13 protein-coding genes are annotated in these 15,663 nt (G+C 33.9%); 9 read left to right on the plus strand and 4 right to left on the minus strand.

The features are described 5' to 3' along the window. The first annotated feature begins 74 nt into the window (after window positions 1–74). The gene (locus tag FND99_RS12695; RefSeq protein WP_144338337.1) at window positions 75–536 is read left to right on the plus strand and encodes a DUF1810 domain-containing protein; all 462 of its coding nucleotides are present in this window, start codon (window positions 75–77) and stop codon (window positions 534–536) included. Between the two features lie 117 nt (window positions 537–653). Then, window positions 654–1,064, plus strand: a complete 411-nt coding sequence (locus tag FND99_RS12700; protein ID WP_144338338.1) for an MFS transporter — start codon at window positions 654–656, stop codon at window positions 1,062–1,064. 90 nt (window positions 1,065–1,154) lie between these two features. Here FND99_RS12700 and FND99_RS12705 read toward each other — a convergent pair whose 3' ends face one another. Continuing rightward, window positions 1,155–2,567 carry an APC family permease gene (locus tag FND99_RS12705; RefSeq protein ID WP_144338339.1) on the minus strand — a complete coding sequence of 471 codons (1,413 nt, stop codon included), beginning with the start codon at window positions 2,565–2,567 and terminating at the stop codon, window positions 1,155–1,157. A gap of 265 nt (window positions 2,568–2,832) precedes the next feature. Here FND99_RS12705 and FND99_RS12710 point away from each other — a divergent pair, with 265 nt between their 5' ends. The 6 genes from FND99_RS12710 to FND99_RS12735 all read left to right on the plus strand — a co-directional run bounded on the left by FND99_RS12710 (window position 2,833) and on the right by FND99_RS12735 (window position 7,471). After that, window positions 2,833–3,207 (plus strand): DUF5958 family protein, encoded by a 375-nt coding sequence (locus FND99_RS12710; RefSeq protein ID WP_144338340.1) that lies wholly within the window; start codon window positions 2,833–2,835, stop codon window positions 3,205–3,207. Between the two features lie 219 nt (window positions 3,208–3,426). Then, the gene (locus FND99_RS12715; RefSeq protein ID WP_144338341.1) at window positions 3,427–3,948 is read left to right on the plus strand and encodes a hypothetical protein; all 522 of its coding nucleotides are present in this window, start codon (window positions 3,427–3,429) and stop codon (window positions 3,946–3,948) included. A 167-nt stretch (window positions 3,949–4,115) separates the two neighbouring features. Further along, window positions 4,116–4,454 (plus strand): hypothetical protein, encoded by a 339-nt coding sequence (locus FND99_RS12720; protein WP_144338342.1) that lies wholly within the window; start codon window positions 4,116–4,118, stop codon window positions 4,452–4,454. A 46-nt stretch (window positions 4,455–4,500) separates the two neighbouring features. Beyond that, complete coding sequence (locus FND99_RS12725) at window positions 4,501–5,103, plus strand: DUF4240 domain-containing protein (protein ID WP_144338343.1); 603 nt, start codon at window positions 4,501–4,503, stop codon at window positions 5,101–5,103. A 594-nt stretch (window positions 5,104–5,697) separates the two neighbouring features. Next, a complete protein-coding gene (locus FND99_RS12730; RefSeq protein ID WP_246074214.1) occupies window positions 5,698–7,095 on the plus strand; it encodes a sensor histidine kinase in 1,398 nt (465 codons plus the stop codon). Further along, on the plus strand, window positions 7,085–7,471 hold the full coding sequence (locus FND99_RS12735; RefSeq protein ID WP_144338345.1) for a response regulator: 387 nt from the start codon (window positions 7,085–7,087) through the stop codon (window positions 7,469–7,471). The genes FND99_RS12730 and FND99_RS12735 overlap by 11 nt, the downstream gene beginning before the upstream one ends. 6 nt (window positions 7,472–7,477) lie before the next feature. Here the strand turns inward: FND99_RS12735 and FND99_RS12740 are convergent, their stop codons facing one another. Next, window positions 7,478–8,629: a C40 family peptidase gene (locus FND99_RS12740; protein WP_144338461.1), complete on the minus strand. Its 1,152-nt coding sequence runs from the start codon at window positions 8,627–8,629 to the stop codon at window positions 7,478–7,480. A gap of 239 nt (window positions 8,630–8,868) precedes the next feature. Between FND99_RS12740 and FND99_RS12745 the strand changes: the two genes are divergently transcribed. Beyond that, window positions 8,869–10,248 (plus strand): Kelch repeat-containing protein, encoded by a 1,380-nt coding sequence (locus tag FND99_RS12745; protein WP_144338346.1) that lies wholly within the window; start codon window positions 8,869–8,871, stop codon window positions 10,246–10,248. 114 nt (window positions 10,249–10,362) lie between these two features. Here the strand turns inward: FND99_RS12745 and FND99_RS12750 are convergent, their stop codons facing one another. Both FND99_RS12750 and FND99_RS12755 read right to left on the minus strand, forming a co-directional pair. Further along, the gene (locus tag FND99_RS12750) at window positions 10,363–12,627 is read right to left on the minus strand and encodes an aconitate hydratase (protein WP_144338347.1); all 2,265 of its coding nucleotides are present in this window, start codon (window positions 12,625–12,627) and stop codon (window positions 10,363–10,365) included. A 127-nt stretch (window positions 12,628–12,754) separates the two neighbouring features. Continuing rightward, window positions 12,755–15,526, minus strand: coding sequence for a bifunctional aconitate hydratase 2/2-methylisocitrate dehydratase (locus FND99_RS12755; protein ID WP_144338348.1), 2,772 nt, complete (start codon window positions 15,524–15,526; stop codon window positions 12,755–12,757). Window positions 15,527–15,663: the final 137 nt, after the last annotated feature.

Consider the following 15,663-nt stretch of genomic DNA (forward strand, 5'->3'; position numbering starts at 1 on the left):
GGTATGAACCTTTTATTAGGCAAACCTCTTCTTTTTTACTACTTTTGCAACCTTTTTTTAAATACAATACCATAATGGCTTATTCAAACAATGATTTAGCGCGTTTTTTAGATGCGCAGAACAAACTTTATCTTACCGCTCTTTCTGAAATCAGAAAAGGGAAAAAAGAGACGCACTGGATGTGGTTCATTTTTCCGCAAATAAAAGGTTTGGGCAAAAGTGATACAGCAAATCTTTATGCCATTAACGATTTAAAAGAAGCTTCAGATTATTTGGAACACCCTATTTTAGGAAAACATTTAATCGAAATTTCAGAACTTTTGCTGACTTTCAAAAGAAAATCTGCAGATGGGATTTTTGGTGATTTAGATGCGCGAAAATTACGTTCTTCTATGACACTTTTTTCTTTGGTAGAAAACACAAATCCGATATTTCAGGAAATACTTGAAGCTTTCTTTTCAGGAGAATCAGATCCGCTTACTTTGTCTATTATTAATTCAACAATAAAATCATCTGCAGAACCTGTTACGTTATAAAACGGTTTCCAGATTATTTATATCAAAAGGACACTACTAACTGTAGTGTCTTTTTTTTATTCTACATTATAAAAATAGAGTAACTTGCATGTGCAACTATCAAAAAATAACCAAGTTATGTCTGAAAAAATCAAAATGCTCCAAATTATTCATCTCGCTATTTGTGCCGGAACAATTATAGCTTATTATATTTTAGGTGATCTTTCAATTGAGAATTTGCACATTCCGGTAATCGATTCATCGTCGGTAATATATGTTCTGATTCCTGTTTTTGCCTTTGTTTTAAGCGGATTTTTATTCCGATTTCAATTGAAGCAAATCAATCCAAAATTAAAACTTGAAGAGAAATTCCCAATTTACTACACAGCATCCATTATGCGATGGGCCGTTCTTGAAGGCGCCGTTTTTTTGATCTTAGTCCTAAAACCTGATTTTATTTTATTCGGAATTCTGATTTTAATTTACATGATTTTCTTAAGACCAACAGCTGAAAGAATTGACAATGACTTATCGAATACAAACAATTAGAAACAAAAAAAGCGTCTTGAATAAACAAGACGCTTTTTTTATACACAGTTTTAAGCTTGAAACTTCAAACCTAAAACTTGAAACAGTTTTTTATTCTTCTTTTGGTTTTGTTAAATAGTAAACTGGAATTCCAGCCAACATTATTAATACTCCCCAACCACAAGTTGAAAATTTCGTAAACAACAATGAAACACAAATTGCAGTCGCTGTAATAATGTATAACATTGGCAAAAACGGATATCCGAATGCTCTATATGGTCTTTCGGCATCTGGCATTTTTCTTCTTAAAATGAAAATTCCATAAATCGTCAAAATATAAAAAATCAAAACAATGATGATTACGAAGTCTAATAAATCCCCATATTTTCCAGTCAGACATAACGCCGAAGCCCAAATACATTGTGCCCATAAAGCCCAAGCAGGAACGCTTGATTCGTTTAAAACAGCTGCTTTCTTAAAGAACAAACCATCGTTTGCCATTGTATAATAAACTCTTGCACCAGCCATAATTAGTCCATTGTTGCAGGCAAAAGTCGAAATCATAATCATGATGGCGATAATCAAAGTTCCAATATCTCCAAAAATATACTGTGAAGCCACCACCGCTACTCTATCTGATTTTGCAGTTGCAATTTCCTGAAGCGGTACAACAGCCAAATACATCAAATTAGTCAAAACATAAATTACTGTCACGATAAAAGTTCCTAAAAACAAACTTAAACCAACATTGCGTTTTGGATTTTTGATTTCGCCAGCAATAAAAGTAACGCCATTCCAAGCATCACTAGAAAATAATGATCCAACCATTGCTGCTGAAATTCCGGTAATCAATGCCGTTCCGCTAATTGGCAACCATGTACTGCTTTCAGCATTATACGAACGTGTTGTCCATGCATCAGCCCAGTTGGCATCCCAAACGGAAGCTTTCGCTGCAAGCGTTAACCCGAAAACGATTAATCCTAAAAGTGATAAAATTTTAATTATAGTTAAAACGGTCTGCAAAATTTTCCCGTTTTTAACGCCGCGACTATTAATATAAGTCAATAAAATAATGGTAAAAATTGAAACCAGCTGTGCAGCATTTAATTTAAACGAGCCTAACTCGAATAAAATATTTTCGTCGCTAAATGGTTCATAAATATAAGCTGCAAATTTTGAGAAAGCTACGCCAACAGCAGCAATAGTTCCGGTCTGGATTACGGCAAAAAAGCTCCATCCGTACAAAAATGCAATTAGTTTATTATAGGCCTCTTTAAGATAAACATATTGTCCTCCAGCTTTTGGAAACATGGCGCTGAGTTCTCCATAACTTACGGCCGCAATAATGGTAATTAATCCTGAAATCAGCCAGATCAGCGCAAGCCAGCCAGCTGACCCGACTTGTCGTGCGATATCAGCACTTACGATAAATATTCCGGATCCAATCATAGAACCAACTACAAGCATGGTTCCGTCTAATAATCCGAGTTCTCTTTTAAAATGTTCTTGGTCGTTTTCTTGCATTTTTTTGGTTTTTGGGTTGGTTAAAGATATACTTTTTTCTGAAATTTTAGATTTTTGATCACATATTTTCAGATTTACTATGAAATATAAAATTGCAAATTCAAAACAGTAAAGACTAAATCTTAGAGGGATACGGTTTTACGTAAAATAATTATAATTAACCTCTTTATATTTGAAGAAAGTAAAGACGTCCCTTTACGTATTTCCATAATTTTATATGAGTTCAAGTACTTAAATTTGAATATTATTCTTTAAAAAAAAAGCAGTGACAAAATCAGAAAAATTAATCAACAAAATTGCACAAAACCAACTCGAATTTAATAGTGGTGTCATGCTTTTACTAGAAGGTGATTATAATTTCAAAGCGTTATTTACAACTTTACATAATTACATTATAAATTCGATCCCCAATAAAACCAATTATGATTCTGACGCTTATCAAACTGCTTTAAACACAATTCCTTTAAAATCATCTTCCACACCCGTTGTTATTTTAAAAACTTACTCAACTAAAATTGCCTTTCAAAAATTAGCTCTACTTCCCGTGGATGAGGAAAAAAAAACAATAACTGCACTACTTTGGATTTTTAAAATAACCGATACCGAAAGAAGAAATACAGAATGCAAAAGATGGCTGTAAACATTATTGGCATGAGATCGAATAAAAATGTTTGAATTTATTTTCAAAATAAAACCAGTTTTTACGCAACCAGTTTAACAACAAAAGAAGCTACAAATTAATTTTGCAGCTTTTTTTTAATAAAATTTTAACTTTTACGGCATTCCGTAACTTTTTATTATTCCGACTATTTATATTTGAGAAGCAAATCTATTATAACTTTTTACCCTCTCTAATCAAATGAAACTAAAACAATCACTGATTTTAATTTTCGTTATTGCCTTTTCATTTTGCTTAAATTCTTGTGGCGCTATTGCAAAAGGACATGCAAAAAATCATTTTACTGAGGAAGCAAATGCAATTCCGCCAGAATTTGGAAAATTTGACAATCAGGTTCTTTTAATTGTCCTTAAAAAACGATCAAGCTACGATAAGTATGTAAAAAGCGCAGCAAAACGGTATTTAGGCAAATATGAATTTATTACAGCTGACCAAATAGAATCAGAAAAGTACAAGCAGAAAACCATTTACCGCTATGTTTTTGATTATGACGAAGGATCTTCGGTCACCGTCAATGATGCCGTCAGAACCCAATATACCACAATAAACTCAAGCCATACGTTAATACATAAGCAATTTTACGTAAGAGACAGGATGACAGACAAAAAATACAAATCCGGATATGAAAGCACTTATTTCGGGAAGGCTTTGAAAGCGTATATGGAAAATTTAGAACTCAAAAGATCATCTATTAAAATATAAATTGTTCCTATAAAATCAGAATTCTTTATTCAAAATAATTGGCGATAGAATATGATAGCTATAGAATGTAAAAAAAAAAAAAAAAAAACACTTAAAAAACATTATTTACATGCTTAAAATTTAATCAATAACTAAAAATAAAACGAAAACCAACCAAAAACTAAACTATGGAAACCACCCAAATTGAACCAGCTGATGTTACAAATTATCATTACAGTTATGCGGCAAATTTGCTCTTAAATGAAAACAAATCGGCTCATGAAACCCAAGTCAAACTTACAGAACAAGGATTAAGTGGCGAAGTTGCTGCCTTAATTGTCGAAAATCTAGAAATCGAAATACAAGAAGCAAAACTTGAAAAAGCCAGAAAAGATATGATTTATGGCGCATTATGGTTTTGCGGCGGCACTATTTTAACGCTTGCAGATATTGGCTTCATTTTCTGGGGCGCTATTTTATTTGGTGGTATTCAATTTTTTAAAGGAGTGATTAATGTAAATTCATAAATTAGCTTTCATTTAAAACGAAACAAAAACTAGCACCAAAAAACAAATGGGAATATTTGATTTATTTTTTGGCAATTCAGAGAAAAACCGCAGTTCTAAAATTATCAAAAACGCAGAATTTAACGCTTCTAAAGAACTGATGGAAGAAGATTTATTTTGGAAAATTATTCAAAAAACCAAAAATAGTTCTGGAGGAAATTTTGAAGAACAGCAGGAAGAATTAGCTAACGAACTTAGAAAACTGACAGCCAATGAATTGATTTTATTTGGCAATAGTTTTAGGAATTTTAGAGGCCAAGCAAATACTTGGGAGCTCTGGGGTGCCATTTATATTATTCATGGCGGATGCAGCGATGATAGTTTCAATGATTTCCGCGAATGGGTCATTGCACAAGGAAAAGATTTTTATTACACAACTCTTCACAATCCAGAATCACTTGCCGAGATTGAAACTCATTTAATTGAGGAATTTGATTGGGAAGGATTTGGCTATTTACCCGGAATAATCTTTGAAGAACTGACCGATCAAAAAATGCCTTATCCGTTTCAGGAAAATCATATTACGACGGGAAAAGAATGGAATGAAGATGGAAATGATTTAAAGCATATGTTTCCAAAGCTTTATGCAAAATACACGGCAAACATTTAGAAAGTCGCTGTCTTGCTATTTGATATTTTTTTTTAATTTTTAAAAATGTAAAACGGTATAATTCATGAAATAACTTTACTAAAAAATAAAAAGCTGCAAGTGATACTTGCAGCTTTTTTTTGGATATAATCCACTCACTTTAAATGTCTATTAATTGCTTTTTTTTATCAAAAAAAGCAATTTTATCATCCCCGTAATGGTTAAACAAAATTATTACGCAAAAACATTTTTATTCCTAAAATATTTACTAAAAATAAAAACTTACGAAATGTAAAAAGTTCAATTAAAAACTTTAACATTCTTATAAACAAATAATAATCAACAAATTACATATTTAAAAATTAAAATAAACAGAAAATAAAGAGGACTTTGTTAAAGCAGAATATATTTTTAGTAAATTTGGAATGAAGGATAAAATCTTAAAATTTACCTGTTTTTATTAACATTTGTTTATTTTATTAGCCTATGAAAAAATAAGTTCCCCAAACTTTAGGAGATAGACAAAAAGACTAATCACAAGTTAATCAAGCGTTTAAAACCAAACTACTAACCTACAAACCGAGAAATATGCAAAAAATCCAACATTTAAGAAAAATGAGATTTCCAAATGTCTTTGTTCTTTTGCTAATTGTATTTATCACCTGTGCCTTACTGATTTGCATTAATTTCTTTACCATTAAAATTCTATCTGCCAACAGAGCGTATGTCAATGGCGAATCACATTACTCAAAAGGCCAAAAAGATGCCGCCCGACATCTTATCACCTATCTCTATACAAAAGATAAAAAACAGTGGAAATTATATCTTGAGGAATTAAGCGTTCCTCAAGGAGACGGACTTGCCAGAAAAACACTTTTAAAAGCTGGCGACAACCAAATTGCGCGCCAAGGTTTTCTTAACGGAAGAAACCATAGAGATGACTTAGACGATCTTGTATGGCTTTTTGTTCATTTTAAAGAAGTGCCTTTTTTAGCAAAAGCTATTCATGAATGGGAACAAGGAGACAAATTGATCTTTGAATTATTTGTAATTGGAACCGAGATCGATGCAAAAATAAAACACAGCACACTAACTCCAGGACAACAACGAAAATTTTTAGAACAAATAAGCATTATCAGTGACAGGCTGACGGTAAACGAACGGAATTTCTCGAATACTTTAGGCGCGGGAACTCGCAAAATAAAAGATTTACTGATAATTGTCAATATACTTTTCATCCTAATTATTGTCTGCAGTATTTGTCTTTATTATTCCATCATGGTAAAACGCCTGCTTGTTTCAAAAAAAGAAATTGAAGTTAAAAACGAAAACCTCATTCTTGTAAACCACGAATTAGATTGTTTTGTTTACAGCGCGTCCCACGATTTAAGATCTCCTATAACTTCTTTAAAAGGCTTGATAAAAATTACACAGCTTGAGGACAGTGTTGTCCAAATTAAAGATTATTTGTGTTTAATGGAACAAAGTCTGGCGAAACAAGATCAGTTCATTAGTGATATTATTGATTATTCAAAAAACAAACGCGCCCTAATAATCATGGAGCCTGTGAGTTTAAGACAATTATTTGAAGAAGCCATTTCGCAATTAATGCATATCGAAAATGCCAGCAGAATCAAATTCACCAAAGAATTACTAGTTGATCAAATTCATAGCGACAGTTTGAGATTAAAAATTATTATTTCGAATTTATTATCGAATGCCATAAAATATGCTGATGCCAATAAACAGGAAATGCTTATTTCAATTAAAACTTCGGTAAATGATGGATTCAATAAAATTGAAGTTACTGATAATGGAATCGGAATTAAAGAGGAACATAAGGATACCATTTTTGACATGTATTTTGGAACAAACAAAAATAAAGGATCAGGATTAGGCCTTTATATTGTAAAAGAAGCCGTCGAAAATATAAAAGGAAACATTAGCGTGAGCTCACAAACCGAAATAGGAAGCAAATTTGTTGTAACAATACCGAACTATTATGCAACTTAAACCAACATTTTTATTAATTGAAGACAACTTAATAGATCAGCTGGTAATTAAACAGCTTTTAAGAAAGGTGCTTTTCGTAGAAGACATTCACATTACAAACAATGGTGAAGAAGCACTCTTATGGCTCAAAAATAATAGAGATGTACAAAAACCATTAATTCTTATTCTTGACATCCAAATGCCTTATATGAATGGTTTTGATTTTTTGAGAGCATACGATAAATTGGAATCCCAAATTAAAAAAGACACTCAAATTTATGTTCTTTCATCAACCTTAGATCCTGATGAAATAAATGAAATCCAGAGCAACAAATATGTCAGTAAAATGCTAAGCAAACCCTTCCCAATTGAAGAATTCAAAGAGAACTTTCTTTAAACAAGACTATAATTTTTTTGAGTCTTCTTCCAAAATTCGGTTGACTTGCGAAAAAGCTCTTTCGTAATAAGGTTCCTTTGTTGAAGAAATCATAACTCCGCCGTGAGTTGAAGAATGAACAAATTTAATTTCTCCTTCGGTTACCTCAACAACCATTCCTACATGATTGATATGACGACGCCCATTTGTTTTAAAGAAAATCAAATCGCCCTTCTGCGCTAAATCAGAACTTACTTTGTTGCCAATTCGGGATTGCTCAATTGAGCTTCTAGGCAATTTAATATCAAAGTTTCCGAAGGTACAGAACATCAAACCCGAACAGTCAAAACCGGCTTTTGTAGTTCCGCCAGAGCGATAACGCGTTCCAATATTTTGCGTCGCATTTAAAATCAAAAGATCAATCAACTCTGAATGATTACTCACTCTAACCATTGCCGAAGAATCTGCTTTTACATTTGCATTTTCAGCAACTTGTTTATTTTCCTCCTGAGCTGGCGGCGTTAAATCATTTGACGAGGGAACTCCATTAACCTGAGCTGCAGCATCTGCTTTTTCTTTAGAAGTTTTGATTTTTAAAACGTACCCAACTGGTAGTTTTCCTTTAATAAACGGATTTTGTTTTTCTAACTCAGCAACCGTTATTCCATATTTTTTAGCGATTGCATATTTAGTTTCTTTTGGCTGTACCTCAACTACAACTTCAACATCTGTTGACTTATTATCGGTTTCAGCAGGAATTTGTGCCACTGCCACAGTATTTGAAGGGATACTGATACGCTGTCCAATTTTCAATCCTTCTGTTTCAATTGAAGGATTTGCATTTTTTAAGTCATCAACAGAAACATTATATTTTTTTGAAATTCCCCAAAGTGTCTCCTTTGGCTGTACTTCATGAGAATCTGTATTTGTGTTTTCAGTGTTTTCCGAAGGTTTTAGAGCAACTTCTTTATTATTGCTCGGAATTAGTAAAACCGAATTCAGTTTTAGAATTTTTGGAGCATTTGGGTTTGCTTCTATAATCTCTTTTGGCTTGACTCCGTATTTTTTGGCAATAACGGTAATATTTTCTCCTTTCGAGATTTTGTGTTTAATGTATTTTTCTTGAGAAAAAACACCAACACTGAAAAAAAACATCAATATTGTTAATCTGTAAAGCATCATTATCATTTTATCAATCGCTCTTTCTGAACTTTTCTATATAGAAAACTCAAAAAAAGCAATTTTGTTTTGGGGCAAGGCGAATTTAACTTTTTTAAGCAAAAAAAACACCTTTTTTAACAACTAATTTTCCCAAAATGAATCTCTTCGGCATAAAAATTGAGCCAACTTTTTGAAATGCAGTTTTTTACAAAATTTCGTATTTTTAAATTTAATACTAACTTAACTTTCAAAGATTTGTGAAAAAATTACTCCTTGTTTTCTTGCTTCTTCCGTTAATTTCAATTGCACAAAACCAAAAAGGCATTGTACTTACCATGAATAACGAACCTCTTGAAGATGTGAATATTTTTGCTAAAAACAGTAAAACTGGCACTATTACAAATAAAAAAGGAGAATTCTCATTAACTTCATTTTCAAAACTTAAAGCTGATGAAGTACTAGAATTTTCGCATATTGGATATAAAACCGAACAATATTCATTAGAATATTTAATAAAAAATAAATTCAAAATTTATCTTGAAGAAAGCATTCAGAAGTTATCTGAAGTGGCAATTTCACAGACCGTAAAATTAAAAACCAGCCTTTCTTTTAATTCTCTAAGCTCATTAAGAAATCCCATATTCTCCTTTGGTTCTTTTCTAAAAGACGACAAAATTTATGTAAGTGGTGGCGATGCTTATTTTGACATCGATTTTTTAAAAAAAGGACGTGCAGAAAAAGCAAACTACTCACTTAATGATTATTTACAGGACTACACTTCCAATCCTACAAAAAGACATTATAAAAAATATCTTTCTGTTTACGACATCAAAACAAACACTTGGGAGACTTCAAAATTACATCTAAAAGCAAGAGGTTATCACAGTCTTCATTATTACGATAATTTAATTTATGTTATAGGAGGCAAAAGAATATTTGCTAACTCAAATAGTAGCTGGGAATATTTAGAAGATCAAATTGAAGTCGTAGATCTTGACAAGCAAAACATTAAACTAGACAATACTAATCCGCATCAAGCTTCTGATTTTGCTTCATTTACTTATAACGATAATATCATTATAATGGGTGGTTCCATAAAAAGAAGTGAAAAAGACGAAAAAACCTTTACCAATAAAGTTCATTTATACAATATTACATCAGGAAATTGGTACGAACTTGGTCCTATGCCTACTGCAAAAGAAACCACTGGGATTTTAATTGGCGAAAAAATCTATCTCATTGGCGGCAATGACGGAAAACCAATTTCTCAAATTGAAACTTTTGATTTAGTTACCGAAAATTGGCAGATTGAAGGTGAATTATTTTCAGGATTAGAAAGACCTGCAGTAGCATTTCATGATAATATAATTTATTTTTTTGAAGATCAAAAGATGTGCACCTATGACATTAAAGCCAAACTACTGAAAGAGTACAAAATTGACATTTCATTAAAGTACGGCGCTATGTATTATGACAACGATAAACTATATATTTTAGGTGGCCGATTTGAAAATGATTATTCTAAAATTCCGTCTTCAAAAGTATTTAGCGTTGATCTAGAAGAATTTAAAAACACAAAAGTTTTTCGAACTAAAATCTTATCTGGAGAAAAAAACATAGCTAAATCTAACGGCTAAATGTTTTCAAAAATCTTTAAGGCTCTAATCAAGAATCTTTTTTTTTCTGTCAGCTTCAAATAAAAAATGCTCTGTTTTCACAGAGCATTTTTAGTATAGTTAAATTTTAGATTTTTAAGCTTTTCCGGCCGCAATCAAGTTTAATGCAGAACCTGCAACAAACCATCCAATTTGACCCGCATTGTAAGTATGATTAGCCAAAATAATATCTTTTGAACCATCTGCGTGAACAAACTCAAGCGTTAATGGTTTTCCAGGAGCAAATTCGGTTAAATCTAAGAAGTTGATGGTGTCATCTTCCTGAATTTTATCGTAATCCGCTTCATTGGCAAAAGTCAATCCTAAAAGACCTTGTTTTTTAAGGTTTGTTTCGTGGATACGAGCAAAAGATTTCACTAGTACTGCTTTTACTCCTAAGAAACGAGGTTCCATTGCTGCATGTTCACGAGATGAACCTTCTCCGTAATTATGATCTCCAACTACGATTGAAGGAACTCCAGCCGCTTTGTAGGCACGAGCAACTGCAGGAACAGCATCATACTGGCCTGTCAATTGATTTTTAACCGAGTTTGTTTTTTGGTTATAAGCATTTACTGCACCAATCAACATATTGTTTGAAATATTATCTAAATGTCCGCGGAAACGCAACCAAGGTCCCGCCATAGAAATATGGTCAGTAGTACATTTTCCAAATGCTTTGATAAGCAATTTTGCTCCCGAGATGTTTTTTCCATCCCATGGATCAAAAGGAGCTAATAATTGCAAACGCTCTGATGCTGGATTAACCACTACTTGAACTCCTGAACCATCTTCGGCAGGAGCCTGAAATCCAGGATCTTCAGCGTAGAATCCTTTAGCAGGAAGTTCTTCTCCAGTTGGAGCATCCAGCATTACTTCTTCTCCATCTTCATTGATCAACTTATCTGTTAATGGATTAAAACTTAAATCACCCGCGATTGCCATTGCCGTAACCAATTCTGGAGAACCAACAAAAGCTAACGTATTTGGGTTACCATCGGCACGTTTTGAGAAATTACGGTTGAAAGAGTGGACAATTGTATTTCTTTCTTCTTTTTCCGCACCTTCTCTATCCCACATACCAATACATGGTCCACACGCATTCGCAAAAACAGTTGCACCAATTTTATGGAATGTATCAATAAATCCATCTCTTTCAATAGTTGAACGAACTGTTTCAGAACCTGGCGTAATCGTAAATTCTGCTTTTGTTTTTAAGTTTTTAGCAGCAACTTGTCTTGCCAAAGAAGCTGCACGCGAAATATCTTCGTATGAAGAATTGGTACAAGAACCAATCAACCCAACCTGAATTTGTAATGGCCAGTTATTTTTGATCGCTTCTTCTTTCATTTTAGAAATTGGAGTCGCTAAATCTGGCGTAAAAGGACCGTTTAAGTGTGGCTCTAACGTAGATAAGTTTATCTCGATAACTTGGTCAAAATATTTTTCCGGATTTGCATAAACTTCCGGATCTCCTGTTAAGTAAGAAGCTACTTTATCGGCAGCATCAGCAACGTCAGCTCTATTCGTAGAACGTAAATAACGGCTCATTGAATCATCATAACCAAAAGTTGAAGTTGTTGCTCCAATTTCGGCACCCATATTACAAATCGTTCCTTTACCAGTACAAGACATTGCAGTTGCACCTTCGCCAAAATATTCGACAATAGCGCCAGTTCCTCCTTTTACAGTCAAAATACCAGCTACTTTAAGAATAACATCTTTTGGCGCAGTCCATCCTGATAATTTACCTGTTAACTTAACTCCAATTAATTTAGGAAATTTTAGTTCCCAAGCCATTCCAGACATTACGTCAACGGCATCGGCACCACCGACACCAATAGCAACCATTCCTAAACCTCCCGCATTTACAGTATGCGAATCGGTACCGATCATCATTCCGCCAGGGAAAGCATAATTTTCAAGCACTACTTGGTGAATAATTCCCGCTCCCGGTTTCCAGAAACCAATTCCGTATTTATTAGAAACAGAAGATAAGAAGTCGAAAACCTCGTTGCTTTGTGTTTTTGCTCTAGCCAAATCGGTTGCAGCATCTACTTTTGCCTGAATCAAGTGGTCACAGTGTACCGTTGTTGGCACCGCAACTTTAGATTTTCCGGCATGCATAAACTGCAATAATGCCATTTGCGCCGTTGCATCTTGACACGCAACACGGTCTGGTGCAAAATCAACGTAATCTACTCCTCTGCCAAACGCCTGAGTCGGATTTCCTTCCCAAAGGTGATTGTATAAAATTTTCTCTGTTAATGTAAGTGGACGACCAACAATCTCACGTGCTTTGTCAACACGACCCGGCATGTTCTCATACACTTTTTTAATCATTTCGATATCAAAAGCCATAAGTTTTATATTATTTTTTGTTTTTTCATTTTATTTTGAACATGACAAGTTACAAAAAATAGAAGAGCTAAAAAAGAAAAAGCCCGAGTTTATCACTCGGGCTTTTGATATATTAATAATCGTAAGATTACATTACTAATGATTTGTTAGAAGGAGCAAACTTAGTCAAGTTGATACCTTCTACTGCAGTTGTATATTCTGCCAATGTTGGAGTTCTACCCAAAATTGTAGATAAAACTACAACTGGTGTAGAAGAAAGCAATGATTCTCCTTTTTTACCTTCTTTGTCTTCTACAACTCTACCTTGGAAAAGACGAGTTGAAGTTGCCATTACAGTATCTCCTTTAGCTGCTTTTTCTTGGTTACCCATACAAAGGTTACATCCAGGACGCTCTAAATACAACATGTTTTCGTATTCTGTACGCGCAGCACCTTTTGGAGCATTATCGTCAAACTCGAAACCAGAATATTTTTGTAGAACTTCCCAGTCACCTTCTGCTTTCAACTCATCAACAATGTTGTAAGTTGGAGGAGCAACTACAAGAGGAGCGTTGAATTCTACTTTTCCTGTTTGTGCTTCTACGTTTTTCAACATTTGAGCAAGGATTTTCATATCTCCTTTGTGAACCATACAAGATCCGATAAATCCAAGATCTACTTTTTTCTCTCCACCGTAGAAAGATAACGGTCTGATAGTATCGTGCGTATATCGTTTAGAAACGTCAGCATTGTTTACGTCTGGATCGGCGATCATTGGCTCAGCAATTTGATCAAGATCAACTACAACTTCAGCATAATATTTAGCGTTTGCATCTGGAGTTAAAGCTGGTTTTTCAGCCGATTTAATTTCAGCAATTCTCTTATCAGCTTTGTTGATCAATCCTTGAAGAACGTGTTTATCGTTGTCCATTCCTTTGTCGATCATGATTTGGATTCTGCCTTTAGCAATTTCCAATGATTCGATCAAAGTATCATCTTCAGAAATACAGATAGACGCCTTTGCTTTCATCTCTGCAGTCCAGTCTGTAAATGTAAAGGCTTGGTCAGCAGTCAATGTTCCAATGTGAACCTCAATGATTCTTCCTTGGAAAACATTTTCTCCTCCAAATTGGTGAAGCATTTGCGCTTGAGTAGCATGAACCACATCACGGAAATCCATGTATCCTTTCATGTCTCCTTTAAAAGTAACTTTTACAGATTCTGGAATTGGCATTGAAGCTTCTCCAGTAGCTAATGCAAGAGCAACAGTTCCTGAGTCAGCACCAAAAGCAACACCTTTTGACATTCTTGTATGAGAGTCACCACCAATAATGATAGCCCACTCATCAATAGTAATATCGTTAAGTACTTTATGAATTACGTCTGTCATTGAATGATAAACTCCTTTTGGGTCACGCGCTGTGATCAAACCAAAATCGTTCATGAATTTCATCAATTTAGGAATATTTGCTTGCGCTTTTTTATCCCAAACTGAAGCAGTATGACAACCTGATTGGTAAGCACCATCAACGATTGGCGAAATTACCGTCGCTGCCATAGATTCTAATTCCTGAGCAGTCATTAAACCTGTAGTATCTTGAGAACCTACAATGTTAACTTCAACACGAACATCAGAACCAGCGTGCAAAACTTTACCTGGAGCGATACCAACAGCATTTTTATTGAAGATTTTCTCAACAGCTGTAAGACCTTGCCCTTCGTGAGAAACCTCTTTTGAAGGCGCATACACTAACGGAGCTTCAACGTCTAAAACTTTAGCCGCTAATGTTTGAAGTTTTTTACCAAATACGATAGCATAAGAACCACCTGCTTTGATAAATTCCATTTTTTGAGGAGTAAATGCTTTAGAAATATCGATCAATTCCTGATCTCCATTATAAAGTTTTTTCTCTTTAATATTGATAGTCAAAACTGTACCTGTAGCAACAGAATATGTTTGTTCTAGAATTGGTTCATCGTTTTCGTTACGAATAACATTTCCATCTGCATCAACTTTCTTAACCCAGTTTTTAAGATCTAAACCAATACCACCAGTTACATCAACAGTTGTTAAGAAAATTGGAGAAATTCCGTTTGTTCCACCAACAATTGGAGCAATATTAACGAATGGAATATAAGGGCTTGCTTGTTTTCCTGTCCAAAGCGCCACGTTGTTTACACCTGACATTCTAGAAGAACCAACTCCCATTGTTCCTTTTTCAGCGATCAACATTACGCTTTTATCAGGATGCTGAGCTTGTAATGCTTTAATTTCTTGTTGCGCTTGAGGTGTAATCATACATTGACCGTGAAGTTCACGATCTGAACGAGAGTGCGCTTGGTTACCTGGAGAAAGTAAATCTGTTGAGATGTCGCCTTCACCGGCAATAAAAGTAACGACTTTAATTTCGTCAGCTACTTCAGAAAGTTTTGTAAAGAACTCAGCTTGAGCATAACTCTCAAGGATTTCTTTAGCAATTTCATTATTATTTTTGAATGCCTCTACCAAACGATCTGTATCTGCTTCGTAAAGGAAAACTTGCGTTTTAAGAACTTTTGCTGCTTCTTTTGCAATAGCAACATCATTGCCTAATGCTAAATCAAGCAAAACTTTAATAGAAGGTCCGCCTTTCATGTGAGATAATAATTCAAAAGCAAAAGCTGGAGTAATTTCTTTTACTACAGATTCGCCAAGAATAATCTCTTTTAAAAACTTCGCTTTTTCGCCAGCGGCACTTGTTGTACCAGGCAAAGTATTGTAAATAAAAAACTTAAGAGAATCCTCTCTATATTCATTATCTAAATCTTTAATTTGAGCAATGATTTCGCTTAATAATTCAGCTCCATCAATTGGCTTTGGATGAAGTCCTTGGCCTTTTCTTTCTTCAATTTCGTTAATGTAATCTTTGTAAGTATTCATAATATATTAGAAGTATTTTTTTTTTGTACGCAAATTTAGAGATTAAAGGTGAGAATTAAAAAGAATATAATGAAAGTCGCCTTTTCAAAAATTATTATTGCTAAAAAACGATTTTCACTGTCTGTTTTTGCCAAAAT

It is taken from the genome of Flavobacterium daemonense, from assembly GCF_007341385.1.
In the GTDB taxonomy this organism is placed as follows: domain Bacteria; phylum Bacteroidota; class Bacteroidia; order Flavobacteriales; family Flavobacteriaceae; genus Flavobacterium; species Flavobacterium daemonense.

Bases quoted from the DNA above. Each gene is read 5' to 3' on its own strand.
- FND99_RS12695 (WP_144338337.1), top strand. From the start codon at position 75: ATGGCTTATTCAAACAATGATTTAGCGCGTTTTTTAGATGCGCAGAAC.
- FND99_RS12740 (WP_144338461.1), bottom strand. From the start codon at position 8,629: ATGCTTTACAGATTAACAATATTGATGTTTTTTTTCAGTGTTGGTGTT.
- FND99_RS12730 (WP_246074214.1), top strand. From the start codon at position 5,698: ATGAGATTTCCAAATGTCTTTGTTCTTTTGCTAATTGTATTTATCACC.
- FND99_RS12750 (WP_144338347.1), bottom strand. From the start codon at position 12,627: ATGGCTTTTGATATCGAAATGATTAAAAAAGTGTATGAGAACATGCCG.
- FND99_RS12735 (WP_144338345.1), top strand. From the start codon at position 7,085: ATGCAACTTAAACCAACATTTTTATTAATTGAAGACAACTTAATAGAT.
- FND99_RS12755 (WP_144338348.1), bottom strand. From the start codon at position 15,526: ATGAATACTTACAAAGATTACATTAACGAAATTGAAGAAAGAAAAGGC.
- FND99_RS12720 (WP_144338342.1), top strand. From the start codon at position 4,116: ATGGAAACCACCCAAATTGAACCAGCTGATGTTACAAATTATCATTAC.
- FND99_RS12725 (WP_144338343.1), top strand. From the start codon at position 4,501: ATGGGAATATTTGATTTATTTTTTGGCAATTCAGAGAAAAACCGCAGT.
- FND99_RS12705 (WP_144338339.1), bottom strand. From the start codon at position 2,567: ATGCAAGAAAACGACCAAGAACATTTTAAAAGAGAACTCGGATTATTA.
- FND99_RS12700 (WP_144338338.1), top strand. From the start codon at position 654: ATGTCTGAAAAAATCAAAATGCTCCAAATTATTCATCTCGCTATTTGT.
- FND99_RS12715 (WP_144338341.1), top strand. From the start codon at position 3,427: ATGAAACTAAAACAATCACTGATTTTAATTTTCGTTATTGCCTTTTCA.